23 protein-coding genes are annotated in these 24,838 nt (G+C 72.6%); 8 read left to right on the top strand and 15 right to left on the bottom strand.

Going from position 1 to position 24,838, the window contains the following annotated elements; all coding sequences use genetic code 11:
• Window positions 1–132: 132 nt before the first annotated feature.
• A complete protein-coding gene (locus ACWZEH_RS06020) occupies window positions 133–906 on the bottom strand; it encodes an SDR family oxidoreductase (protein ID WP_456196271.1) in 774 nt (257 codons plus the stop codon).
• Window positions 907–1,149: 243 nt separating this feature from the next.
• Here ACWZEH_RS06020 and ACWZEH_RS06025 point away from each other — a divergent pair, with 243 nt between their 5' ends.
• Window positions 1,150–2,445, top strand: coding sequence for an exo-beta-N-acetylmuramidase NamZ family protein (locus ACWZEH_RS06025; RefSeq protein WP_456196273.1), 1,296 nt, complete (start codon window positions 1,150–1,152; stop codon window positions 2,443–2,445).
• A gap of 532 nt (window positions 2,446–2,977) precedes the next feature.
• Window positions 2,978–3,580 (top strand): hypothetical protein, encoded by a 603-nt coding sequence (locus tag ACWZEH_RS06030; RefSeq protein WP_456196275.1) that lies wholly within the window; start codon window positions 2,978–2,980, stop codon window positions 3,578–3,580.
• Window positions 3,581–3,633: 53 nt separating this feature from the next.
• On the opposite strand, the gene soxR is transcribed toward ACWZEH_RS06030, so the two are convergent.
• Window positions 3,634–4,134, bottom strand: a complete 501-nt coding sequence (gene soxR, locus ACWZEH_RS06035) for a redox-sensitive transcriptional activator SoxR (protein ID WP_456196276.1) — start codon at window positions 4,132–4,134, stop codon at window positions 3,634–3,636.
• Between the two features lie 127 nt (window positions 4,135–4,261).
• On the opposite strand from soxR, the gene ACWZEH_RS06040 reads away from it, so the two are divergent.
• Window positions 4,262–4,723: a MaoC family dehydratase gene (locus tag ACWZEH_RS06040; RefSeq protein WP_456196278.1), complete on the top strand. Its 462-nt coding sequence runs from the start codon at window positions 4,262–4,264 to the stop codon at window positions 4,721–4,723.
• An 18-nt stretch (window positions 4,724–4,741) separates the two neighbouring features.
• On the opposite strand, the gene ACWZEH_RS06045 is transcribed toward ACWZEH_RS06040, so the two are convergent.
• From ACWZEH_RS06045 to ACWZEH_RS06055, 3 genes are all read right to left on the bottom strand, one after another.
• Window positions 4,742–5,389 (bottom strand): TetR/AcrR family transcriptional regulator, encoded by a 648-nt coding sequence (locus ACWZEH_RS06045; protein WP_456196280.1) that lies wholly within the window; start codon window positions 5,387–5,389, stop codon window positions 4,742–4,744.
• A gap of 119 nt (window positions 5,390–5,508) precedes the next feature.
• Window positions 5,509–5,796, bottom strand: coding sequence for a YiaA/YiaB family inner membrane protein (locus tag ACWZEH_RS06050; RefSeq protein ID WP_266077523.1), 288 nt, complete (start codon window positions 5,794–5,796; stop codon window positions 5,509–5,511).
• A 96-nt stretch (window positions 5,797–5,892) separates the two neighbouring features.
• A complete protein-coding gene (locus ACWZEH_RS06055; RefSeq protein WP_456196282.1) occupies window positions 5,893–7,044 on the bottom strand; it encodes an acyl-CoA dehydrogenase family protein in 1,152 nt (383 codons plus the stop codon).
• A gap of 69 nt (window positions 7,045–7,113) precedes the next feature.
• Here ACWZEH_RS06055 and ACWZEH_RS06060 point away from each other — a divergent pair, with 69 nt between their 5' ends.
• Window positions 7,114–7,755 (top strand): TetR/AcrR family transcriptional regulator, encoded by a 642-nt coding sequence (locus ACWZEH_RS06060; protein ID WP_456196284.1) that lies wholly within the window; start codon window positions 7,114–7,116, stop codon window positions 7,753–7,755.
• Window positions 7,756–7,823: 68 nt separating this feature from the next.
• On the opposite strand, the gene ACWZEH_RS06065 is transcribed toward ACWZEH_RS06060, so the two are convergent.
• The 7 genes from ACWZEH_RS06065 to ACWZEH_RS06095 form a co-directional block, all read right to left on the bottom strand.
• Window positions 7,824–8,909, bottom strand: a complete 1,086-nt coding sequence (locus ACWZEH_RS06065; protein WP_456196285.1) for a Zn-dependent alcohol dehydrogenase — start codon at window positions 8,907–8,909, stop codon at window positions 7,824–7,826.
• Window positions 8,910–8,924: 15 nt separating this feature from the next.
• Window positions 8,925–10,313 carry an aldehyde dehydrogenase family protein gene (locus ACWZEH_RS06070; protein ID WP_456196287.1) on the bottom strand — a complete coding sequence of 463 codons (1,389 nt, stop codon included), beginning with the start codon at window positions 10,311–10,313 and terminating at the stop codon, window positions 8,925–8,927.
• 399 nt (window positions 10,314–10,712) lie between these two features.
• Entirely contained in the window at window positions 10,713–11,987 is a 1,275-nt protein-coding gene (locus tag ACWZEH_RS06075) for an MFS transporter (RefSeq protein ID WP_456196289.1), read from the bottom strand.
• A 32-nt stretch (window positions 11,988–12,019) separates the two neighbouring features.
• Window positions 12,020–13,510: a CitMHS family transporter gene (locus tag ACWZEH_RS06080; RefSeq protein ID WP_456196291.1), complete on the bottom strand. Its 1,491-nt coding sequence runs from the start codon at window positions 13,508–13,510 to the stop codon at window positions 12,020–12,022.
• Between the two features lie 184 nt (window positions 13,511–13,694).
• On the bottom strand, window positions 13,695–15,944 hold the full coding sequence (locus ACWZEH_RS06085) for a molybdopterin oxidoreductase family protein (RefSeq protein WP_456196292.1): 2,250 nt from the start codon (window positions 15,942–15,944) through the stop codon (window positions 13,695–13,697).
• Window positions 15,945–16,148: 204 nt separating this feature from the next.
• Window positions 16,149–16,469 carry a hypothetical protein gene (locus ACWZEH_RS06090; protein ID WP_456196294.1) on the bottom strand — a complete coding sequence of 107 codons (321 nt, stop codon included), beginning with the start codon at window positions 16,467–16,469 and terminating at the stop codon, window positions 16,149–16,151.
• 134 nt (window positions 16,470–16,603) lie between these two features.
• Window positions 16,604–17,278 (bottom strand): hypothetical protein, encoded by a 675-nt coding sequence (locus ACWZEH_RS06095; protein WP_456196296.1) that lies wholly within the window; start codon window positions 17,276–17,278, stop codon window positions 16,604–16,606.
• 175 nt (window positions 17,279–17,453) lie between these two features.
• Between ACWZEH_RS06095 and hmgA the strand changes: the two genes are divergently transcribed.
• The 3 genes from hmgA (at window position 17,454) to ACWZEH_RS06110 (ending at window position 20,899) form a co-directional block, all read left to right on the top strand.
• Window positions 17,454–18,767: a homogentisate 1,2-dioxygenase gene (gene hmgA / locus ACWZEH_RS06100; RefSeq protein WP_456196298.1), complete on the top strand. Its 1,314-nt coding sequence runs from the start codon at window positions 17,454–17,456 to the stop codon at window positions 18,765–18,767.
• Window positions 18,768–18,882: 115 nt separating this feature from the next.
• Entirely contained in the window at window positions 18,883–19,632 is a 750-nt protein-coding gene (locus ACWZEH_RS06105; protein ID WP_456196300.1) for a GntR family transcriptional regulator, read from the top strand.
• A 25-nt stretch (window positions 19,633–19,657) separates the two neighbouring features.
• Entirely contained in the window at window positions 19,658–20,899 is a 1,242-nt protein-coding gene (locus ACWZEH_RS06110; RefSeq protein ID WP_456196302.1) for a type ISP restriction/modification enzyme, read from the top strand.
• Between the two features lie 296 nt (window positions 20,900–21,195).
• Here the strand turns inward: ACWZEH_RS06110 and ACWZEH_RS06115 are convergent, their stop codons facing one another.
• The 3 genes from ACWZEH_RS06115 to ACWZEH_RS06125 form a co-directional block, all read right to left on the bottom strand.
• Entirely contained in the window at window positions 21,196–21,468 is a 273-nt protein-coding gene (locus tag ACWZEH_RS06115) for a hypothetical protein (RefSeq protein ID WP_456196304.1), read from the bottom strand.
• Window positions 21,469–21,595: 127 nt separating this feature from the next.
• Window positions 21,596–22,435 (bottom strand): anti-sigma factor, encoded by an 840-nt coding sequence (locus tag ACWZEH_RS06120; RefSeq protein WP_456196306.1) that lies wholly within the window; start codon window positions 22,433–22,435, stop codon window positions 21,596–21,598.
• Window positions 22,432–22,977 carry a sigma-70 family RNA polymerase sigma factor gene (locus tag ACWZEH_RS06125; protein ID WP_456196308.1) on the bottom strand — a complete coding sequence of 182 codons (546 nt, stop codon included), beginning with the start codon at window positions 22,975–22,977 and terminating at the stop codon, window positions 22,432–22,434. Before ACWZEH_RS06125 ends, ACWZEH_RS06120 begins: the two co-directional genes overlap by 4 nt.
• A 241-nt stretch (window positions 22,978–23,218) precedes the next feature.
• Between ACWZEH_RS06125 and ACWZEH_RS06130 the strand changes: the two genes are divergently transcribed.
• Window positions 23,219–24,751 carry a DUF4331 domain-containing protein gene (locus tag ACWZEH_RS06130; protein ID WP_456196310.1) on the top strand — a complete coding sequence of 511 codons (1,533 nt, stop codon included), beginning with the start codon at window positions 23,219–23,221 and terminating at the stop codon, window positions 24,749–24,751.
• The last annotated feature ends 87 nt before the right edge of the window (window positions 24,752–24,838 follow it).

The raw sequence follows: 24,838 nt of genomic DNA on the forward strand, positions 1-24,838 counted from the left end.
GCCGTCGGCCCGGGGACGCGGTCCGTCCCCGACGGGGATCTTCCCATCCCTCACCCCCGGCACGTCGGGCAGGATCGCATCGCGGTACGCGGGGCCTCACCGCGTACCGGCGTCACCCGGTGCCGCCCGGCATCACCTGGTGGACTCCCAGTGCCGCTGGATGCGGTTCATGCCGCCGAGCCAGCGCTCCGGGTCGGCGGCGCGGGCCCGGTAGTACTCGGCGACCTCGGGGTGCGGCAGGATCAGGAAGCGGTCCTCGTCGATGCCTCGGAAGAGGGCGTCGGCCACGTCGTCCGGCTCGATCGCGGTCGGCCCAAGGACCAGGTCGCCCGCGCTGCCGCTGGCGGTGAGCATGTCGGTGCGCACGCCCTGCGGGCAGATCGCGTGGACCTTCACCCCACGGTGGCGGTACGTCAGCGACAGCCACTCGGCGAAGGCGTAGGCGCCGTGCTTGGTGACGCTGTAGGGGGCCGTGCCGATCATGGTGAGCAGTCCGGCGGCGGAGACGGTGGAGACGAAGCGGCCGCTGCCGCGCTCCAGCCAGTCCGGGAGCAGCGCGTGCGCCGCGCGGACGTGGGCCATGACGTTGACGTCCCAGGAGAGCGCCCAGCCCCGCTCGTCGAGCGGTTCGCCGGGTTCCCCGCCGTCGCGGCCGACGCCGGCGTTGGCGCAGTAGACGTCGACCGTGCCGCCGAGCGCGTCCCGGGCATCGGGGAGGACGGACGAGGCGTCGCCCGGGAGCGCGATGCCGCCGATCTCGTCGGCGACGGCCTTGGCGCGGTCGGCGTCCAGGTCGTTGACGACGACCTGGGCCCCCTGGCCGGCGAAGCGGCGGGCGAGTGCCGCCCCGATGCCGCCCCCGGCTCCCGTGACGACCACCTTCGCACCCTGTACGGCTTCCATCATCGGCTCCTTCGGCGCGGCTGCCCGGTTGTTCCTCGACCACGTGACCGCATGGCCACCGGCCGTCCTGATCGCTCGGCCGCGTCGTCGTACGACGCGACGCGTCGCGTCAGACTAACCGGTCGGTATGTCGGGTGGAAGAGAGAGGGAAGAGCCGAACGGCTGCGGCCCGGCTCGTTCCCCGGGCGGTTCACGCGCATTAACGTGCGTGGACATGACATCGGGAGCGATCACGGAGGTCACGGTATGAGACTGTCCAGACGGAGCCTGCTCGCCACCACCACAGCCACCCTCGCGACTGCCGCCGCGACTCCCGCGGCCGCCGCGGCGGCCATCCGGGGACAGGCCGAAGGGCCTGCGGAATCCGGGCGGGCGGCCCCGGTGGCCGGGGGCCGCGGCCTGCGCACCGGCTTCGAGCAGCTCTCCGCGGACGGGTACGCGCCGCTCGACGGGGAGCGGGTCGGCGTGGTCACCAATCCGACGGGCATCACCCGGGACGTGCGGCACATCGTCGACGTCATGCACGCCGACGACCGTGTGGACCTGACCGCCGTGTTCGGCCCCGAGCACGGCTTCCGGGGCACCGCGCAGGCGGGCGGCTCGGAGGGCCGCCACGACGACCCGGCGACCGGGCTGCCCGTCTACGACACGTATCTGAAGAGCGGCAGGCCGCTCGCCGACGTCTTCACCTCGTCGGGCGTCGACACGGTCGTCTTCGACATCCAGGACGCGGGCGCCCGCTTCTACACGTACATCTGGACGCTGTACGACTGCATGGAGGCGGCACAGCTCGCGGGCAAGCGGTTCGTGGTCCTCGACCGGCCGAACCCGGCGACCGGGCGGGCCGCCCTGGGGCCCGTGCTGCACCCGGAGTTCGCGACGTTCGTCGGGCGGCAGCCGATCGCGCAGGCGCACGGGATGACGGTGGCGGAGCTGGCCCGGCTGTTCAACGCCGAGTTCCTGACCGAGCCGGTGCGGCTGGAGACGGTACGGATGTCGGGCTGGCGGCGGTCCGACTTCTACGACGCCTCAGGACTGCCCTGGGTACCGCCCAGCCCCAACATGCCGACGCCCGAGACCGCCCTGGTGTACGCGGGGACGTGTCTGTTCGAGGGCACCAACCTGTCCGAGGGGCGCGGGACGACCCGGCCGTTCGAGCTTCTGGGCGCGGAGGGGATCGACGGGCGCTGGGCGGCCGCGGCGAACGGGCTGGGTCTGGCGGGCGTGCGCTTCCGTGAGGCGTACTTCGCGCCGGCGTTCTCCAAGTTCCAGGGGAGGACGGTCGGGGGCGTGCAGCTCCACGTGCACGACCGGGAGGCGTTCGATCCGGTGCGTACGGGGGTGGGGCTGCTGGTGAGCGCGAAGCGGACGTGGAGCGGGTTCGCCTGGCGCCCGGATCACTGGATCGACAAGCTCACCGGCTCCGAACGGGTGCGCACGATGATCGACGCGGGCGCGGACACGGACGAGGTGGTGGCCGGCTGGCGGGAGGAACTGGCGGCGTTCCGGCGAATGCGGCGGGAGTACCTGCTGTACCGCTGAGCCCGCCTCGGGCGGCGGTGCGTGCCGACGTTCCACCGCTGCCACCTGCGCGGATACCGTCCCGGCGGGGTTCTTCGAAGACCGCGGGGCGATCAGGGGCGCGATCGGCACGCATAACGCCGCGGTCTTCAGGAACCCGTGGAGGCCGTGGGGAGTTCTCTGTCTGTCGAGGGTGGTGCGCGCGGTACGCCGCGGCACGGGCTCCCCCGACGGGAACCGGACTTCCGGGACGTTCCCGCCGCGCATGGGAACGGGCTGCCCGGGCAACCGCCCTGGACAGCCGCCGGGACCGGTGCGGCGGGGGAGACGACCACGGACATGACCATGGAGCGGACCACGGGGACACCGTGGGAGACCACAACTGAATCACGGACCACGGTAGTTGATTCACGGCGCCGCGCGGCCGGCCGGGGGAGGCCGCCGAAAAAAGGATGGAGCCGATTCGCTTGTCGATACGTCTATTCGACGACGTCCGTTCGACGACGCCGAAGTGACCGGATTACAGGTGCAGGTGTGACGGAGGTGCACGACGATGGCCGGTTTCCGAAGTCTGGCGAGACAGGTCCGAGATCCGCGGTCCGATCCGGCACTGCGGCGCTATTCGCTGCGCAAGTGCCTTGAGCGGTTCGCTCCGTACGGGCACAGGGCGACCTGGGACCACCTGTGCGCGCGTGCGGGATTCGACCCCGAGGACCGCTCCGTCGACCCGGCGCGGCTCGTGGCCGCACTGGACGAGCTGGAGGAGGCCCGCGCGGTCTGGCTGGGTTACGAGGGGGAGTTCGCCGAACGCCGCAGGAAGGAGAAGCACGGCGGCCTGCGCAGGCCGGGCACCGTGGACGACTGGCACCGGCTGACCTGGGGCGGTTTCGGCGTGGCCTGGTGCGACGACCCGCGGGTGCATCCGCGGCAACCGCTGGCCGAGGTGCTGCGGCGGCTGATCGCCGCGCTGGAGCGCGAACCGGGTGGCGCCTGCCCCGTGTGCCGGGGGGAACGGCTCAGGTGGCGGTACGACCTGGACCACGAGCCGTCGGCGGGACCGGTCTGCGCGGACTGCGGAATCCTGGTGCCGCGTCCCGTTCTGACGACCGAGGCGCTGGCGGACGCCAGACGGTCGAAGCTGCTGGTGTCGGCCTGAGAGGCGTGGGGGTGCGCCGGGGATGCCGTGCCCCCACTGTCACGTGACGGCCGTCACGCGGTGCCGGTATCGGCCTGCGGGGCGCCCGGCCCGGCGGGACGTTTCCCGGCCAGCAGCCGTGAGCCCGTCAGACGGTCGCCGAAGACGTCGTCCGGGTTGGACAGGACACAGGAGTCGAGCGACAGGCAGCCGCAGCCGATGCAGTCGGTGAGGTGGTCGCGCAGCCGGTTGAGCTGCTCGATGCGCTCGTCCAGCTCCGCGCGCCACGCCTCGGAGAGGCGGGCCCAGTCGTCCCGCGTGGGAGTACGTTCCTGAGGCAGCTCGGCGAGCGCCCCGCGGATGGTGGCGAGCGGGATGCCGACCCGCTGGGCGGCCCGGATGAAGGCGACCCGGCGCAGGGTGTCACGGCTGTAGCGGCGCTGGTTGCCCGAGGTGCGCCGGCTGCTGATCAGCCCCTTGGACTCGTAGAAGTGCAGGGCCGAGACGGCGGCGCCGCTGCGCTCCGCGAGCCTGCCGACCGTGAGTTCGTGGATCTTCTCCGGAATCTGGGGCACGCCTCGAAGGCTACCCACCCCGCATGGCGGCCGGTCCGTTGACAACGCCCGCACGGCCGACCATGCTAAGCAGTCGCTTAGGCATGCGCGCGGTGGCGCGCGACCACGTGACGCGAGAGGCCGGGACATGGCAGAGCCGAGGATCTTCACCTCCGTCGACGACCTGAGGGCGGCGGTGGGCGAGCAGCTGGGGTACACGGACTGGCTGGAGGTCGACCAGAAGCGGGTCGACCTGTTCGCCGAGGCCACCGGTGACCACCAGTGGATCCATGTGGATCCGGAGCGGGCCGCGTCGGGGCCGTTCGGCACGACCATCGCGCACGGCTATCTGACGCTGTCGCTGCTGCCGCTGTTCGGCCCGCAGCTGCTCTCCGTCGAGGGCGTGAAGATGGGCGTCAACTACGGTACGAACAAGGTGCGTTTCCCCGCGCCCGTCCCGGTGGGATCGCGGGTGCGTGCCACCGCGAAGGTCACCGCCGTGGACGAGGTGGGGGGCGGCGTCCAGGTGACCACGGCGTTCACCGTGGAGCGCGAGGGCGGCGACAAGCCGGTGTGCGTGGCCGAGTCGGTGGCCCGGTACTACCTCTGAACCCGGGCCGGCCGTGCCCTACTCCCCCGGGACGGTGTCCGCGCGCTCTGCGCCGACCATGCGCAGGACGAGGTCGGCGTAGAGCGCGCCGACCTCCTCGGGGGTGCGGGAGCCGTTGACGTTGAACCAGCGCGCCACGTCGATGCAGAGGGAGAGCACGGCGAGGGTGGTGCCCCGCACGTCTTCGACGTCGAACTCGCCCGAGCGCACGCCCTCCTCGATGATCCCGCGCACCTCGGCGTCGACCTGCCGGCGCAGGGCGATGATCTCGGCGCGGGCGTCGGGGCCGAGCGAGTCGAGTTCGTACTGCACGACCCGTGCGGTGGTGCGCCCGCCCGCGTGCCAGCGGACGAAGGAACTCACGGCCTCGGCGAGACGCCGGGTCGCGCTGCCCTCGGCGCGGGCCGCGGTCCGCAGGATGTCCAGGGCCTTCTCGTGGCCGATCCTGCTGATGCGGTGGAGCAGTTCTTCCTTGGTCTTGTAGTGGATGTAGAGCGCGGCCGGGCTCATGCCGGCACGGCCGGCGATGTCGCGGGTCGTCGTGGCGTGGTAGCCACGCTCCGCGAACGCCTCGACGGCGGCGAGCAGCAGCCGTCGGGCCGCGTCGGGCGTGACCTCACCCCATGGCTGCGCCTCGGCGCCGGCCGTCTCCTCCGCCGTACTCATCGCTCACCCCGTTCACTGGCAGGGACAACACCATACCGGCAAGGGTGAGCGATCGCTTAGGGGTCCTTGCGCCATGAGCGCCCGCCCGAGCGCGGACCGGGCATCGTCCCGCGGAACGCTCACAGCTTTTCGAAGGGGTCGTGTTCCGCGAGGAGCTTCTCCAGCCGCGCCTGGTCCACCCGGCTCACGATCTGGCCGGCCTCCTGGCGGTCACGGATGACCTTGGCCAGGGTGAAGGCGGAGGTGACGAGGTACAGGACGGCGATCGCCATGAAGCCACGCACCCAGGCGTCGGCCTCGAGCCGGATGACGCCGAAGGCGGTCGCCCCCAGGGCGACGGCGAACGAGACGACGGCCTGACCGTAGAAGGCCGCCGTGCTCTGCTGTTTGACCGGTGTGTCACTCATGGGAACAGGGTCGGCGACCGCGGCAGCGCGCACATCCGTACGGATACTCAGATCCGCCCCGGGCGGGCTACTCGGACCGGCCGGCCACGTCCGGTCTCAGAACGCCGAAACCCCGGTCAGCGCACGCCCGATGACCAGCTTCTGGATCTGGCTGGTGCCCTCGTAGAGCGTCATGACACGGGCGTCGCGCAGCAGCTTGCCCGCCGGGTACTCGTCGATGTAGCCGTAGCCGCCGTAGACCTGGAGGGCGTTGTTGGCGGCACGGACGGCCGCCTCCGAGGCGAAGAGCTTGGCCTTGGAGGACTCGACGGCGAACGGCTGCCCGCGGTCGATCAGACCGGCGACCCGCCAGGTCAGCAGCCGGGCGGCGTCGACGTCCACGGCGATGTCGCTGATCAGTTCCTGCACGAGCTGGTGATGGGCGATGGTCTTCCCGAACTGTTCGCGCTCCCCCGCGTACCGCACGGCCGTGTCGAGTGCGGCCTGGGCGATGCCGACACAGCCCGCGGCGACCGACATGCGCCCCTTGGCCAGGGCGGACATGGCGACCGAGAAGCCCTTGCCCTCGGGGGCGAGCATCGCGGACGCGGGCACGCGCACGTCCTCCAGCACCAGCTCGGCGGTGGCCTGGCCGCGCAGGCCGAGCTTGCCGTGCAGGGCCCGGCGGGTCAGGCCGGGGGTGTCGGCGGGTACGAGGAAGGCGGACACGCCCCGGTGGCCCGGGGCGTCGGTGGACCGGGCGAACAGCAGGACGACGTCGGCCCAGGTGCCGTTGGTGATGAACATCTTGGTGCCGTTGATGACGTAGTCCCCGCCGTCGCGCACCGCGCGGGTGGAGAGGTTGCCGGCGTCGGAACCGGTGCCCGGCTCGGTGAGGCCGAAGCAGCCGACGTACGCGCCGGAGGTGAGGCCGGGAAGCCAGTCCCGCTTCTGCTCCTCGCTGCCCCAGGCCGCGACGGTCTTCGCCACCAGCCCCAGGGACACGGAGACGATGCCGCGCACGGAGGAGTCGCCGCGCCCCAGCTCCTCGGTGACCAGGCAGTACGCGAGATGGTCGCCGCCCGAGCCGCCGTACCGCTCGTCGACCGTCAGCCCGAGGAAACCGAGGTCGCCCAGCTTCTTCACGATGCCCCGGTCGACCTCTTCGGCGCGGTCCCAGGCCGTGGCGTGGGGCGCGATCTCGCGCTCGACGAAGTCCCGGGCGAGCCGGCGGACGGCACTCTGCTCCTCGCTGAGCTCCAGGTTCATGACAGTCACCCAACCCCGGGATTTTAATTACCACTGCTAGTTTTCTGGTGCAGCCCTACTATGTGCGCCATGGCCCGACCGCGCAAGCCCCTGCTCAGCACCGACCGGATCGTCGAGACGGCACGGGAGCTCGTGGACGCGGAGGGTCTGGCCGCCGTCTCCACGCGCCGGCTCGCGGCACGGCTGGGGGTCAGCGGGCCCTCGCTCTACAACCACTTCCGCACCAAGGACGAGATCCTCGAGGCGGTGGCCGACTCGGTGAGCGCGCTGGTCGACCTGTCGATGTTCGAGGACGGCCGGGACTGGCGGACCGCGCTGCACGACTGGGCCGTCTCCTACCGGTCCGCGCTGCGCGCCCATCCCAACATCGTGCCGGTCCTGGCCCGCGGCCCCGGCCGCCGCCCGGCCGCCCTGCGGCTCGCCGACGCGGTCTACGGCGCGATGGTCGAGGCGGGCTGGCCGCCCGCGCAGGCCACGTCCATCGGCGCGCTGATGCGGTACTTCATCATGGGATCGGCGCTCGGCTCCTTCGCCGGCGGCTTCGTGGACGACGCCGACGCCTACGACCCCGCCGACTATCCCCACCTCGGCCAGGCACACCTGCTCGCCGACCAGCAGGAGAAGATCGACGAGCGTGCCTTCGAGACCGGTCTGACGGCTCTGCTGGACGGCCTGGCGGGGCAGTACGAGCAGGTGCGGGGCACCGGGTAGGGCCTCTCGAGCGCTTCGGTCCTCACCGGAGTGTCCCTACCGCGTGCCGGGGCGGACGGCGCAACGGTTCAGAAGACCACCAGGGCCCGTCCGCCCTTGCCCGCCAGCATGTTGTCGAAGGCGGCCGGGATGCCGTCCAGGGCGATCCGTTCCGTGACGAGGGCGCCCAGGTCGAGCCGGCCGGACCGGATGTGTCCGGCGAGAACGGGGAGGTCGCGGGCGGGGTCGGAGTTGCCGTAGACGCAGCCCGACAGGGTCCTGCCCCAGTGGAAGATCTCCAGGGCGTTGAAGGTGACCTGCTGGTCCTTGCCGCCGATGCCGACGACCGCGGTACGGCCGCCGCGCCGGGTGGACTCCCAGGCGGTGCGGATGGTGACCGCGCGGCCCACGCACTCGACGGCCACGTCCACGCCCTGCTTCCCGGTGAGGGCCCGGATCTCGCGGGCGGTGGTGTCCGAGGCGACGACGTACTCGGTCGCCCCGGCGTGGCGCGCCAGCTCCTCCTTCTCCGGGGAGACGTCGACCGCGACGATCGTGGCCGCTCCCGCGATCCGGGCCGCCTGGAGGGCGGCCAGACCCACTCCCCCGACGCCGAACACCGCGACCGACTCACCGGGCTCGACCCGCGCGCAGTGGTGGACGGCACCGTAGCCGGTGAGCACCGCGCAGCCCAGCAGGGCGGCGTCGGTGAGCGGGACGCCGTCCGGGGCGGGCAGGACGCAGGACGCGGGCACCACCGTCTCCTCGGCGAAGGCGGCGACGTTCAGGCCGGGATGGAGCGCGGTGCCGTCGTCGGCGCGGTGGGCGTGCACAGCGGCGGCGCCGCTCAGGGCGTCGGCGCACAGCCACACCTCGCCGCGCTCGCAGGCGGGGCAGGCACCGCAGGAGGGTGCCCAGTTGAGGACGACGCCGTCACCCGGCGCGACCCGGGTGACGCCCTCACCGACGGAGACGACCGTGCCGGCCCCCTCGTGGCCCAGCACCGCCGGGACCGGCAGCCGCATGGTGCCGTTGGTCAGGGACAGGTCGGAGTGGCAGACCCCGGCCGCGGCGAGCCGGACCCGGACCTTTCCGGGGCCGGGCTCGGGCAGGTCGATCCCCGTGATCTCCAACGGGGCGTCGACGGCGGACAGTACGGCGGCGCGGACAGCCATGATGGTGGGACTCCCCTAGAACTGGAGGGACTTGGTCTGGAGGTACTCGGTCAGGCCGTGCACACCGAGTTCGCGGCCCACGCCCGACTGCTTGTAACCGCCGAAGGGCGCGAGAGGGTTGAAGCGGCCGCCGTTGATGTCGACCTGACCGGTCTCCATGCGGCGGGCGAACGCCGCCGCCCGCGCCTCGTCTGCGGCCCAGACCGCGCCGGCGAGTCCGTAGACGGTGCCGTTGGCGATGCGCAGGGCGTCCTCCTCGTCCTCGTAGCTCAGGACGGACAGGACGGGGCCGAAGATCTCCTCCTGGGCGATGGTCATGTCGGGGGTGACGTCCGCGAAGACGGTGGGACTGACGAAGCAGCCCCGTTCGCGCGGCGCGTCGGGCCCGCCGGCGACCAGGCGCGCGCCCTCGGCGACGCCCTTCTCGATGTACCCGCGCACCCGTTCCTGCTGCTTGGCGTTGACGAGGGGGCCGATGCGGTCGCCGTACTTGGCGGCGGCGGCCGCGGCGAGCTCGACGGCCTCGTCGTACTGGTCGCGATGGACCAGCATGCGGGTCCAGGCGCTGCACGTCTGGCCGGAGTTGGACATCACGTTGGCGACGCCGACGTTGACCGCCCGGGCCAGGTCGGCGCCGGGGAGGATCACGTTGGCGGACTTGCCGCCCAGTTCGAGGGCGACCTTCTTGACGGCACCCGCGGCGACGGCGCCGATCCGGCGGCCGACGGCGGTGGAGCCGGTGAAGGAGACCAGGTCGACGCCCGGGTGCTCGGCGAGGGCCTGGCCCGCCACCGGGCCGAGGCCGGTGACCAGGTTGAACACGCCGGCCGGGACGCCGGCCTCGTGCACCGCCTCCGCGAGGAGCCGGGCGACCAGCGGGGTGTCCTCGGCGGGCTTGACGACGATCGTGCAGCCGGCGGCGAGGGCCGGGGCGGCCTTGGCGACGATCTGGTGCAGGGGGTAGTTCCAGGGGGTGATCGCGCCGACCACGCCGACCGGCTCGTGCAGGACGGTCGAATTGCCCGTCCGCTCCTCGAAGGGGTACGTCGCCGCCAGCTCGGCGTACGAGCCCGCCACCGCGATCGGCACGGCCGCGTGCACGGCCTGCGAGAGCTTCAGGGGGGCACCGAGTTCGGCGGTCACCGTCTCCGCGATCTCGTCCTGCCGGGCCACCAGCGCGTCCCGGAGCGCGGCGAGGCGGGCGGCGCGCTCGGCAGGAGGGGTCGCGGCCCAGGCGGGGAGGGCCGCGCGGGCCGCCCGCACGGCGGCGTCCACGTCCTCGGCGGTGCCCGCGGGGACGGTGGCGATCACCTGCCCGTCGGCCGGGTTCACGACCTCGATCACGTCCGGGCCGGCGGCGGGGCGCCAGGCACCGTCGATGTACATGCCGTCGTATGCCTTCATCGCGCTTCCTCCGGGGCGGGGCGTCGTCGTCCACCTCATAAACTAGCGGCGCTAATTTAATGACGCCAGAGGGACGAGGATACGGGTCGGCGGTGCCTGTGCGGGAAGCCGGTGCGGGCGGGCGGGCAGGAGGGGCGGCGGCACCCGACGGGGACCGGGCCGGTCCGGACGGGGGCGCGCCCGGTTCACGCGTCCCCGTGAACCGGGGAGCCGTCAGGGCGTCCTCGGAGCGCAGGCCCACGAGGACCTCGCGGCCCTGCCGCACACGCGGGAGAACGTCCTGCCGCACGCTGCCCGAACCTCTGCCGCCCGGACCCGTACGGACGAACCGGACCTCGTCGGTCGCGTACCGGCGTGCGCCCCTGCCTGCACCCGGTCCTTGCGCGGCGGGTCCGCCGGTCAGTTCGCGGTGCGGTGGGCCGGGCGGGTCGGGTCGGGTTCCTCGGCCCGGCCCGGCGCGTCGGCGGCGGGCGTCCCCCCTGGCGCCGGCGGGCCGGGAGGCCCGGCGGGCCGGGAGGGTGAGCGCAGCGCCACCCCCGCGGAGACGAACAACAGCGCGCCGAGCACGACGAACGGGGCCGCCGCACCCGCCGACCCGGCGATCAGGCCCGCCCCGGCGGGCGCGGCGACCTGACCGAGACGGTTACCGGTGAGGCGGAGGGCGAGGGCGGTGGAGCGCGCTCCGGCGGGGGCGGCCTGGACGACGGTCGTCATGGAGAGCGGCTGACCGACCCCCAGGCAGAAGCCGAGCACCGCCAGCATCAGCGCCAGGGCCCATACGGGCACCGGCAGGGCGATGCCCGCGCAGAGCAGTGCCGCCAGGAGACAGGTCACCGTCAGCAGGACGGTGCGGCCGACGAGCCGCAGCAGCGGGGTGAGGACCAGCCGGCAGGCGATGGTGGCCGCGGCCCGCAGGCTGAGCAGCAGACCGATGACGGACGGGGCGACGCCCCGCTGCTCGCCGACCACCGGGAGGTAGGCGGTGAGGATGTCGGTCGCGGACAGGACCGCCAGGCTGACGAAGATGCCCGCGGGGACGCCCCGGGCCCGCAGGATGCGCCCGACCGGGACGCGCGTACCCGGTGCCGCGCGGGAGCCGGGCGGTGCCGGGCGCTCCGTGCGCCACAGCGAGGTGAGCGCGATCGCCGCCCCCGCCCCCGCCGCCAGCAGGGCGAGGGCGCTGCCGTCGGCTCTGTCGGCACCGCCGACGAGCGTGCCCGCCGCGATCGGGCCGGCCAGTTGCCCGAGGGACGCGCCGATGGTGAAGTGGCCGAAGTTGCGGTCCTGTTCGTGCGGCGCGGACTGGCGGGCGACGAGTGACTGGGCCCCGATGACGAAGCAGAGGTGGCCGAGCCCCATCACCCCGCTCCACAGGGCCATCGCCCACAGGGAGCCGGCGAGCCCGCCGAGTGCGCAGCCGCCGGATATGAGGACCACGCCTACGGGCAGCAGGGGGGCACAACGGCCGTGGTCGGTGCGACGGCCGAGCGGTACGGCGGCGAACAGCGGCAGCAGCGCGTACACGCCCGCGATCACACCGATCGCCCGCTCGTCCGCGCCCAGTGCGAGCGCCCGGTAGGAGACGGCGGGCCGGGCCATCGACACGGCCCCCTGCGCGAAGGTGAAGGCGATGACGAGGCGGAGCAGCCAGCCGCGGTTCCCACCGGGCGTCATGGTCGGGTCCTCCCTCCGGCCGGGCCCGTGGCTCAGATGATGCCGAACAGGATTCCGGCGCCGAGGATCAGCAGGCAGATCAGGGCCGCCCACTTCACCACGAACCGCGTGTGGTCTCCGAACTCCACCTTCGCCATGCCGACCAGGACGTAGACCGCGGGGACGAGCGGGCTCGACATGTGCAGAGGCTGACCCACCAGGGATGCGCGGGCCATCTCCAGCGGGGAGACGCCGTGGGCCGCGCCGGCCTCGGCGAGGACGGGCAGGACACCGAAGTAGAAGCCGTCGTTGGACATGAAGTAGGTGAGGGGCAGGCTCAGCAGTCCGGTGACGAGCGCCATGTGCGGGCCCATGCCCTCGGGGACGGTGTCGACCAGCCAGGTGGCCATGCTGTCGACCATGCCGGTGCCCTGGAGGACACCGGTGAAGACGGCGGCGGCGAAGACCATGCCCGACACGTTCAGGACGTTGTCGGCGTGGGCCGCGATGCGGGCCTTCTGATCGGGGATGTGCGGGAAGTTGACGGTGAGGGCGAGCGCGGCGGCGAGCAGGAACAGCACCGGGATCGGCAGCAACTGCATGATCATGGCGGTGAGCAGGCACACCGTGAGCAGCGCGTTGAACCAGTACAACCTGGGCCGCAGGGTGGGGCGGTCGGGGTCCAGACCGCGGAGGTCGTCGAGGTCGTTGTCGGAGTCGTCACGCCCGTCGGCCTCCGTGCCGGAGCCCGGACCGCCGGCGGGGAGAGCGCCCTTGCCCGAGCCCGAGCCCGAGCCCGACCCGGACCGGGCACCCGCACCCGCACCCGCACCGGCCAGCACGGTCGCGGGCTCCCGCGGCTCGGCGCCCGCCCCGGCCCCCGCGTCGGCGTCGGCCGGCTCCGTCACCAGTGCCTCGTCCAGGGTCAGCACACCCAGCCGCCGGCGCTCGCGCAGGCCGAGCACGTACGCGAGGACGAAGACGCCCAGCAGACCGGCCAGCAGCGCGGGGATCATCGGTACGAAGACCTCGCCTGCGTCGAGCTTCAGCGCGGTCGCGGCACGGGCCGTGGGGCCGCCCCAGGGGACGGTGTTCATCACGCCGTTGGCCATCGCGGCGACACCGGTCATGACGACGAGGCTCATCTTCAGGCGCTTGTACAGGGGGTACATCGCCGAGACGGTGATCATGAAGGTGGTCGAGCCGTCGCCGTCCAGCGACACGATCGCGGCGAGCAGCGCGGTACCGACGACGACCCTCATCGGGTCGGCCCTGCAGAACCTGAGGATTCCCCGGACGATCGGATCGAAGAGACCGACGTCGATCATCACACCGAAGTAGACGATCGCGAACATGAGCATCGCCGCGGTCGGGGCGAGGGTGGACACGCCGTCGATGACGTAGTCACCGAGATGGGCTCCCTTGCCGACGAACACGCAGAACAGTGCGGGGATCAGTACGAGCGCCGCGATCGGCGACATCTTCTTCGCCATGATCAGGACCAGGAAGGTCGCGATCATGGCGAAGCCGAGGATGGTCAGCATGGAGTGGATTACCTAACGTTCGCCCTTGAACATCCCACCAGGGCCGGCGGTGCGACGACGTTAGGTCCCTCTCAGCAGCGTTAACAAGACGTTGACGTGCGAGCAATAAGCGCAAAACACCAGGTCACAGCTTTGCTCAGGTCAGCGCGGTGGCAGCGCGGTGCACTTTTCGCTCACGGGACGGTCAGGAAGCGGTTCCGGGGGCCGCCCCGGGCGCGATCTCGACGGGCACCCCGTTGAGCACGGCGTTGCCCGACAGCGGGTCGAGGAGGCTGCCGTCGAGCAGCTGGTTGACGTTGACGCCGGGGTCGGCCGCGGCGTGCCGCAGCCGGGTGCCGGGCCGGTCGTGGCCCCAGCCGTGCGGCAGGCTCACCACGCCCCGGCGCAGCCCGTCGGTCAGCTCGGCGGGCGCGGTCACCTCTCCCCCGGCGCCCCGGACGCGTACCGGCTGCCCGTCGCGGATGCCGAGGCGTTCGGCGTCGTCGGGGTGGATCTGCAGGGTGCACCGGTTGGTGCCGCCGGTGAGGGCGGGCACGTTGTGCATCCAGCTGTTGTTGGAGCGCAGATGGCGGCGGCCGACCAGGACGAAGCCGTCGGGGCGTGTGCCGACGGCGGCGCGCAGCCGGGGAAGGTCGGCGGCGATCGGTTCCGGCAGCAGCTCCACCCGGCCGCTGCGGGTCTTCAGGGGCTGCGGCAGGCGGGGTCGCAGGGGTCCGAGGTCGATGCCGTGCGGGTGGGCGAGCAGCCGGTCGAGGGTGAGGCCGTCCGGGTCGGCGCCGAAGCCGTCGCCGTAGGGGCCGAGGCGGAGCATCATGTCCAGCCGCCGCTCGGGGCCGTCGCGGCCGGTGAGCAGTCCGGCGAGTTCCTTCGGGTCGCGGCCGTGCACCGGGGAGTGCGGGTCGTTCACCGCCCTGCCGAGGGTCTGGCCGACGACCAGCCGGTCGACGTCCTCCGGGGCGGCCCCATGGGCGCCGGTGGCGGCGAGGACGAGCCGGGCCAGGATCTCGGTCTCCGCCATGCGGCCGGGTTCCAGCGGGAGTGCGGGGCGGGTGTAGCGGACCTGGTTGCGTACGGCGAGGGTGTTGAAGGCGAAGTCGTGGTGCGGGCTCTGCGCGGGCGGGGGCGGCGGCAGGACGACGTGGGCGTGGCGCGAGGTCTCGTTGAGGTACGGATCGACACTGACCATGAAGTCGAGGGAGCCGAGCGCCTTGTCGAGACGGTCGCCGTCGGGCGCGGACAGGACCGGGTTGGCGGCGACGGCGATGAGGGCGCGCAGCGGTTCGCCCGCGTCGGTGGCCGTGTCGATCTCCTCGGCGAGGGCGGAGAGCGGCAGTTCGCCCTTGGCCTCGGGGTGCCGGCTCACCCGGGAGTGCCAGCGTCCGAGGGCGAAGCCGCGGCCGGGTCCGGCGGGGCGCGGGGTCCTGTCGGTGGCGGCGTGGGGGAAGAGGGCGCCGCCGGGCCGGTCGAGATTGCCGGTGAGGATGTTGAGGACGTCGACGAGCCAGCTGGCCAGGGTGCCGTGCGGGACGGTGCAACTGCCGATGCGGCCGTAGACGGCGGCCGTGGGGGCGGCGGCGAGTTCGCGGGCGAGGGTGCGGATGGTGCCCGCGTCGACGTCACAGGCCGGGGCAACGGCCTCGGGGGTGAAGTCCCGCACCGCGTGGGCGAGTTCGGTGAGGCCCTGCACATGGGGAGCGCAGTCCCCCAGGTCGACGAGGCGCTCCTCGACGAGCACGGACGCCATCGCCGCGAGCAGCAGGGCGTCGGTGCCGGGCCGGACGGCGATGTGCCGGTCGGCGAGGCGGGCGGTGCGGGTACGGCGCGGGTCGACGACGGTGAGGGTGCCGCCGCGGGCCCTGAGCGCCCGGAGGCGGCCGGGGAAGTCGGGCGCCGTGCACAGGCTCCCGTTGGATTCCAGGGGGTTGGCGCCGATCAGCAGCAGGTGGTCGGTGTGGTCCAGGTCGGGTACGGGGATCGCGTTGGCGTCGCCGAAGAGGAGTCCGCTGGACACGTGCTTGGGCATCTGGTCGACGGTGGACGCGGTGAACAGGCTGCGGGTGCCGAGCCCGCCCACCAGGAGGGGCGGATAGAGGGCGCCCGCCATGGTGTGCACGTTGGGGTTGCCCAGGACGACCCCGACGGCGTTGGGACCGTGGCGTTCGACGACGGGCCGGATGCCGGCGGCGACGGCGTCGAACGCCTCCTCCCAACTGGCCTCGCGCAACACGCCGTCGACCCGGACGAGCGGGCCGCGCAGTCGGTCGGGGTCGGCGTCGACAGCGGGGAAGGAGGCACCCTTGGGGCAGATGAACCCCTTGCTGAAGACGTCGTCGCGGTCACCCCGGGCGCCGGTGACCCTGCCCTCGTCGAGGGTGAGGGTCAGGCCGCAGGTGGCCTCGCACAGAGGGCAGATACGGAGAGCGGTGCGGGACATGGGACCTCCCGGGTACGGCGGCGGTGACGCACGGACAGGCAGGGGAGCGGAGGGACGGGCCCTTGGACAGACGGGCGGACACTCCGGCGGACGGACGGGCCAGGAGACGGCCGGACGGACAGCCCGAGCATACCGACCGGTATGCATGTGGGGGAGCCTTTTGCCGGTGCCGTTTGCCGGCGCCTCCCGTCGGAGCCCTCCCGATCAGTCCGGTACGCGTGCCGGACAGGCGCGCAGCGTCTCCCGCAGTTCGGCGATGATCTCCTCTTCGCCCTCGGGGGCCACCCGGAAGGCCAGGTGGACGAGGGCGTCGGCGGTCTCGACGGCGATGAGGGAGCCGCGGCGCGGCGCGTCGTCCGGTTCGCGACCCGGGTAGCCGGACAGCAGGTCGGCGAGGCGGCCGGCGAGGCGGTGATCGGGTTCGGCCCTGCGGGTTCCGACGGGGATCCGGTGGCCGAAGTCGGCCAGGGAGAAGCCGGGCGCGGTGCGCTTCATGTCCAGGTACTCCTCGAGTACGACATCCATGACCCGCCGCAAGTCCGGGACGCCGACGGCGGCCTCCGGAGCAGGCGTCCAGGATTTCGGCCGGCCGTTCGGTGCCGCGACGCTGCCCGGGCGCGCGGCGGAGGGGGGTCGTGGGGGGGGCACGGGCACGGGCTTCACGATGCTCCCGGGTCCCGGCCGGGCGAACCCCGGCCCCCGGCTCGCCCTGTCGCGGCCGGGTCCGCGGTCGTGTCCGCGGTCGTGTCCGCGGTCGTGTCCGCGGTCGTGTCCGCGGTCGTGTCCGCGGTCGTGTCCGCGGTCGTGTCCGCGGTCGTGTCCGCGGTCGGGCTCCGCTCCGAGACCGTGATGTCGGCCGTGCTCTCCACCGGCTTTCCGCGCACGGCCCACACCGATTCGTCGTCGGCGTAGAGGCGGACGGTGACCTGGTGCGTGCCCCGCCGGACCAGGTGCGGGGAGAGGTGGTGACCGGGGGCCCGCAGCAGGGCGACGAGGCGGTCGTCCACGTAGAGGTGGGCGAGGCCGCGACCGGGCACCGCGCGGTGGGCGGTGCCGTCCGGCGAGAAGCGGAAGTTGCGTAAGCGCAGCCGTACGTCCCAGCCGCCGTCGGTGTCGGGCGTGACCTCGACGCCGACCTCGGGGGCGTCCTCCTCGCCCACCTCGCGGTAGGGCCGGCCCTCTTCGTCCCGCTCCTCCAGGAGCCTGCCGACCGGTGACGGCGACTCCGCGCCCCGTTCTTGTTCCTGGGCGGCGCGCGAGCCGCAGCCCGCGGATCCGGCCATCAGGACACCACAGACCGCGAGCACGGTGACCACCCTCCCCGTCCACACCATGCGGGGGAGCGTAGAACAGGCGTCCGGTCGCGCGGATCCCCCTGGAGTCGGGTTCCGTGTCCTCCGCCGAGAGGAGGGACGGAGTCCCGAGGATGTAGGCCGCGTGGCCCTCTTGCGCCGGGGAAACCGCAATCCTACGGTACTGCATAGGAATCACACACGAGGGAGCAGTGAAATGAGCGGGGAAGCGCGCAAGGCCGCCGAGGGACTCGGCCACCTCTCCGGTTTCGGCAACGAGCACAGCTCCGAGGCGGTCCCGGGCGCCCTGCCCGAGGGGCGCAACTCGCCGCAGCGCGCGCCGCTCGGGCTGTACGCGGAACAGCTGAGCGGCACGGCGTTCACCGAGCCGCGGGCCCACAACCGCCGCTCGTGGCTGTACCGGATCCGCCCGTCGGCCGCACACCCGGCGTTCACCCGCACGGGCAACGGGGCGATCCGCAGCGCACCCTTCAACCAGACGGTGCCCGACCCCAACCGGTTGCGCTGGAACCCGCTGCCCGCACCGGACGAGGGCACGGACTTCCTGGCCGGCCTGTGGACACTGGGCGGCAACGGCGACGTCACCCAGCGCGCCGGCATGGCAGTGCACCTCTACCACGCGAACGCGTCGATGGACCGGGTGTTCAGCGATGCCGACGGTGAGCTGCTGATCGTCCCGGAGCAGGGCGGGCTGCTGCTGCGGACCGAGTTCGGTCTGCTGCACGTGGAGCCGGGACACATCGCGCTGATCCCCCGTGGGGTGCGCTTCCGTGTGGAGCTTTTGGACGGTGCGGCCCGCGGCTATGTGTGCGAGAACTACGGCGCCGCCTTCCGGCTCCCCGACCTCGGCCCGATCGGCGCCAACGGGCTGGCGAACGCACGGGACTTCCGGGCGCCCGTCGCCGCGTACGAGGACGTCGAGGGCCCGGTGGAGGTGGTGAACAAGTTCTGCGGCAACCTCTGGTCGGCCACCTACGGCCACTCCCCGCTGGATGTCGTCGCCTGGCACGGCAACTACGTGCCGTACACCTACGATCTGCGCCGTTTCAATGTGATGGGCACCATCTCGTACGACCATCCGGACCCTTCGGTGTTCACGGTGCTGACGGCGCCGAGCGATACGCCCGGGCTGGCGGGGGTGGACTTCGTGGTGTTCGCGCCGCGCTGGCTGGTGGGCGAGGACACCTTCCGGCCGCCGTACTTCCACCGGAACGTGATGAGCGAGTACATGGGCCTGATCGAGGGGGCCTACGACGCGAAGGCGGAGGGGTTCGTGCCGGGCGGCGGCTCGCTGCACACCATGATGTCGGCGCACGGGCCGGACCGGGAGACGTTCGAGAAGGCGAGCGCCGCCGAGTTGCGCCCGCAGAAGATCGACGACGGTCTCGCGTTCATGTTCGAGACACGCTGGCCGGTGTCCCTGACGCCGCAGGCGGCACGCGCGGAGCACCTGCAGCAGCGCTACGACGATGTGTGGCAGGGCCTCGAGCGCCACTTCCGCACGCCGTGACCGGTGGCCCGGGTGGTCCCCGCGGTCCGGTTCGGCGCCGCGGTGTCGCAGCCGATGTCGGCGCACCCCTGCGCCTCACATTGCACTCAACGTTCCCGACCGGTACGGATAGCCCGTGACCTCCTTCGCTCCGGATTCGATCGTCCTGAATCGCAAGTTGCCGCTCTGGTACCAGGTGTCGCAGTCGCTGCGTGCCTCGATCCTCGGCCGCTCGCCCCAGGACCCGCTGCGCCTGCCCACCGAGGAACAGCTGGCGGGGCACTACGGGGTGAGCGTGCTGACCATGCGGCAGGCGTTGAAGGAGCTGGAGGACGAGGGGCTGATCACCCGTCACCGCCGACGCGGCACGTTCATCGAGCCCGATGCCCTCAGGGGCGCCCCGGTACGGCTGCTGGGCTCGGTGGACGCGATCGTGGCCCAGCAGTCCGGTATGACGACCGAACTGCTGGAGCACGGCACCGCGCCGGTGCCGGCCGAACTCGCCGAGTACTTCCCCGGACTGACGGAGACGGCGGCCTACCACCGGCTGCGCAGCGACGAGAGGACCGGTGAGCCGACCAATCACGCCCGCAACTACGTCCGTCCGGAACTCGCCGCCCGGATCGACCTGGAGGATCTGCGGCGCTGGCCGATGACCAAGGTGCTGCGGGACGTCGTCGGGATGGACATCAGCCGCATCACGGACACCGTTCAGGCGCGGCTCGCGGACCCGGAGACCGCCCGGCTCCTCCAGGTGCCGCTGCTCAGCCCGATCCTGCACTACACCGGCATCACCTACGACACCGACGGCAGCCCTCTGGACGTGGCCGTGATCAACTACCGGGGCGACCGCTTCTCCTTCACCGTGACCCTGGAAGCCACCTGACCCCGCCCGCCCGTCAGGTCGTACGATGCCCAGCGTGACGCACGACGACGCTCCGCTGCTGGCGGACCTCATGCCGTGGTCCGTCGCACCGCCGCGACTCGGCCGGGGGTGGCCGGCGGCACCCGATCCGGCGGCTCTGAAAGCCCGTTGGGACGCCCTGATGAACGCGGCGGGACCGGACAGGGAGGCCCTGTTCCAGCCGACCCGCTCGCGGACGGGGCGCACGGCGGTCGGTCAGCTTCCGGGCCGGCCGGGCGGGACGGAGCGGCTGGAGCGCGCCTCGGGCCCGTGCCCGGATCCGGTCCGTGTGCTGCGCGCCCCCTTCGACGAGCAGTGGCTGATTGCCGACCAGAGACTGATCGACGCGGCCCGCCCGGAGCTGTGGCGGGTGGCGGACGAGCGGCAGGTCTTCGTCGTCGAGGCCGAACCCTCCACAGGGCGCGGGGGCCGCACCCGGGGCGAACGCGCGCGGGGCGTCACCGACGGATCCGGTGGCGCCCCCGGTCCGCCGCTGCTCGCCACGTCCCTGCTGCCGGTGTTCCGTCCCGGCCGGGTCCGCCCGCTGTACCGCCGGCCCGGGGGCACGGAGCCGAACCTGGCTCCGGGCCTGTCCGGGCACCTCACGGCGCGCCTCGGCCGGGAGGCACCGGCCACCGACGTGCTCGCCTGGACGGTGGCCGTGGTGCGGCCCGGCCCCGGAGGGCTCACGGTGCCCCTCACCGGGGACGCCGACGTGTGGGACACGGGTGTGCAGGTGGGGCGCCGGATGCTGTGGCTGATGCGGCGCGACGGGGAGCGCCCCCGGCTCCCGGGCGGACGCCGCCCCTATGTCCGCGCCCCGCTCCCGTCCCGCCCGACGGCCGTCCGCTACGACCGTGACGAGGAGGCACTGTGCTTCGACGAGGGCCGCATCTCGCCGGTTCCGCCGGCGGCCTGGGACTTCGAGGCGGCCGGGGCCCGGGTGCTGGAGCGGTGGTGTGCGGCCCGCACGGAGGAGAGCGGGCCGGGGACGCTGGAGGCGATCCGTCCGGCCGGCTGGTCGCAGACCTGGACGTCGGAACTCCTGGAGTTGATCACGGTCCTCGCCCTGCTCGCCGAACTACGCCCTCGGCAGGCCGCGTTGGCGGACGGTGCGACGGCCGACCCGGTCACCCCGGCGGAGCTGCGTCAGGCGGGCGTGCTCCCCGTACCGCGGTCGGCGCGTGGGCCCGCCTCGGTCCTGGACGCACACGAGGAGGGACCGGAGGGTCAGCTCGCGCTGATCTGACACCACGCCGTTCCGACCGGGCCGCATCGGCAACGCTCACGGGCAGGGGCGGCAGGAGCCCGCACACCCCTGGACCGCTCGCGCCCCCGGATCACCGCCGGGTGGGCCGGGGCGCCGAGCCGAGGGAGGAACGTGACCGGAAAGAGGTACCGGGAGGTATCGGAAAAGGGTGCCGGAGGAGGATGACGTACCCGTGCCGGAGCGCACCGGTGGGCGGCGCCGCGCGCCGTGGGGTGACGGCGGCGCGCACGGTGTGTCGCGCCGGGACGGTGGGCCCGTCCGGACGCGGGCGCGGGCTAGCGGCTGCCGAAGAGGGAGCGGCGCAGCCGGCGCAGTGGGGCGAAGAGCGAGACGCGGCTCATCCGCGCCCGTGATCCCTTGGCTCCGCGGTCGTGCCGGTCACGCGCGGTCAGCTCGCGCATCAGCGACGTCGCCTCGGCCGCCTCCCGCTGCGGGACGGCGGGTCCCGCCAGCACCGAGAGGTGCCGGTCCAGCCGCGTACTGGTCGCGTTGCTTCCGCAGGTGATCGCAGGGACCCTGGCCCTGCTGCGCACCGTTATCTGATCCATGTCACTCCCCACCCGTACGAGTCCGCCCGGCCCCGGGCAGGGTAACCCTATCGCCCCGTCCGGGCACTCGCGCATCTCGGCCACAGGATTCACCTTCCCCGTAAGGAGGTTGACGAACACGCGACGATTACTCTCCGAATCCAACCGTTTTCAGGGCGAGTTGAACAACCGGCTGCGTGGTGGGCTGCGGGGACCCTCCGTCCGGCTCGACGGTTACTGCGAGTGACGTCGCGGAGGTGTCGAGATCGGAGGCGACGAGGGGTGCGCCGCTCTCGAAGAGCCCGAGGGAGCGCGGTTGCGCGCCGGGACGCATGAGCCAGAGCTGACGCACACGTCCGTTCGGCGGGTTGTCGTATCCGCCGAGGGTGACGACGGCGCTCCGCTCCGATGCGGAAGCGATCACTCCGATCGTGCCGCCCCGTGCGTCGCGGCCACTGTTCGCAAGGGCGTCGGGAGCGGCGAGAACGTGGGCGATCTCACGTGCCCGGTCCCGTTCTGCGGTCAGTTGGTCCTGGGTCTGGTCCGCCTGGACGGCGAACAGCGCGGCGACGACGAGGGCAGCGGCGGCGGTGGCCGTCGCGAAGGGCACGAACAACGGCATCCGGTGCCGCCTGCCGGCCTGTGGCACGGGCCCGGTTCCCCATACGTGGGGCGGGAGTTGCGGCGCACGCGCACGCGTTTGCTCCCGGGAGCCGGGTGCGGGGGCGGGGTCCTGCGGGGTGGTCCGTACGGCGGCCATGACCCGGTCGCGCAGGGCGGGTGGGGCGGGGGCTGCCGTGGACCAGGCGAGGCGGACGGCGTCCTCGGCGAGGACGCGTACCTCGGCGGCACAGCGCCGGCAGGTCGCCAGGTGCCTCTCGAAACGGACGCGTTCGGCGGGCTCGAGCGCGTCGAGCGCGTAGGGGGCGGCCAGCGAGTGGAGGTCTCCGCGGTCCCCGCGGCCGAGCAACCGGTCCAGGAAGTTCATGCGGCACCTCCCAGGCAGTCGCGCAGCCGGGTCAGGCCGTCGCGCATGCGTGTCTTGACCGTACCGAGCGGCAGGGAGAGCCGTTCGGCGACCTCACGGTAGGTGTAGCCGTCGTAGTAGGCGAGGGTGACCGACTGCCGCTGCAGCGCGGTGAGCCGGTCCAGGCAGCGGCGCACCCACTCGCGTTCGAGGCCGGCCTCGACCTCCTCCGCCACCTGGTCGAACGCGGGCCCGCTGCCGCGCCGGGCGGCTTCGCGCCGCTCGCGCTCGCCGGCCGCGCGGGCGCTGCGCACCCGGTCGACGGCCCGGCGGTGGGCGAGGGTGAGCACCCAGGACAGCGCGCTGCCCCGCCCCGGGTCGAACCGGGCGGCGGAACGCCAGAGTTCGAGCAGCACCTCCTGTACCACCTCCTCCGACTGGGCGGGGTCGCGCACCACCCTTCGCACCAGCCCGTACACCGGCCCGGACACCAGTGCGTACAGCGCCTCGAATGCCTTCTGGTCGCCCCCTGCCACCCGCACCAGAAGCTCGTCCGCCTCCAACGCGCACCCTCCTCTCCCCGCCCTTTCGGGCCACCCGGTCGCACGAGGCCTTCGCAGCGAGCGCGCCCCCGGATGGGAGATACGGATCAGCGGGCCGAAAACGCGGGTCGAACAGCGAGAAATACCAAGAGCGTCCAGGTGCGGCGGACCCGTAGAAAATTTTTTCCCTCTCGACCAATCCGGTCCGGGTCCGGCTCCGAATCCCGGTGCGTCAGGCAAGTTGGCACTGAGGACGGACGGCATGACACCTAACTCCAGGACCGGCGCGGGACGCAGGAGCCTCGCGACCCTGATCTGTGGCGCACTGGCCTCCGGTGGGCTCGCCGCCGCCGGCACTGCGGCGCTGGAACCGGGGGCGGCCTCCGCCTCCAGCCACCGGGAGGCCCCGCTGATCTCGGGCACCCCGCAGTACGACAACACCGACCTGTACGCGTTCGTCAGCCCCGACAAGCCGGACACGACGACGATCATCGCGAACTGGATACCGTTCGAGGAGCCGGCCGGCGGACCGAACTTCTTCACGTTCGCCGAGGACGCGCAGTACGACCTCCACATCGACACCAACGGCGACGCGCAGGGCGAACTGCTGTTCCGCTACACCTTCCGGACGCACACGAAGAACGAGAAGACGTTCCTCTACAACACGGGCCCGGTCACCAGTCTGGACGACCCGGACCTCAACATCACACAGACCTACGACATCGAGCTGCTCAAGCTGAAGGACCAGCACCTGGTGTCCCGTACGAAGATCGCGGACGACGTCCCGGTGGCGCCGTCGAACGTCGGCAAGGCGTCCATGCCGGACTACGACACGCTCCGCAAGCAGGCCGTGCACGAGCTGGCGGGCGGTGCCACGACGTTCGCCGGGCAGGCCGACGACCCGTTCTTCCTGGACCTGCGCGTCTTCGACCTGCTGTACGGCGGGAACCTCTCCGAGGTCGGCAACGACACCCTCAAGGGGTACAACGTCAACTCGCTCGCCCTCCAGGTGCCCACGGACATGATCGCCGAGTCGGCGGACCAGCCGGTCGTCGGCATCTGGTCCACGACCCGGCGCAAGAACGCCAAGGGGCAGTTCACCCAGGTGTCGCGGCTGGGCAATCCGCTGGTGAACGAGGTCGTCAACCCGCTGAGGGACAAGGACACGTTCAACGCGTCCGCACCGTGGGACGACGCGCAGTTCCTCGAGAACGTCACCCACCCCGAGCTGCCGAAGCTCATCGAGGCGATCTACAAGATCGAGGCGCCCGCCGAGCCGCGCGACGACCTCGTCGACGTCTTCCTCAAGGGCGTCGAGGGACTCAACCAGCCGCCGCACGTGACGCCGTCGGAGATGCTGCGCCTCAACACGTCGATCGAGCCGGCGGCCGAACCGAAGCGGCTCGGTGTGCTGGACGGCGACAACGCGGGCTTCCCCAACGGGCGTCGGCTGACGGACGACGTGATCGACGCGGCGCTCCAGGTCGTCGAGGGCGAGCTGGTCGGCGCAAAGAACGACCTCGGTGACGCGGTCGACGCCAACGACAAGGAGTTCGGCGCTTCGTTCCCGTATCTGGCCAACCCGACGGAGGGGTCGCGCGGCCCGCTCGCCGAGGGCGTGGACAGCGGCAACGACGTGCGCAACCAGCTCGGTGACGCGTTGCGCCCGGCCGGGGCCGAGGGCGCCGACGACACCACTCTGATCGCCGCGTCCGCGGGTGCGGGAGCCTTCGGGATCCTGCTGATCGGCGGGGCCCTGATGTGGTGGCGCAGGATGCGCGGCCGGGCGTACTGAACCACCGCGCCCGCCGGGGCGGGGCAGGGCGGGCCCGGGGCTGAGGTCTTCGGCCCCCTCCCCACCGGCAGGCGGGCCTTGCGACCC

The organism is Streptomyces yamdrokensis (assembly GCF_053890455.1).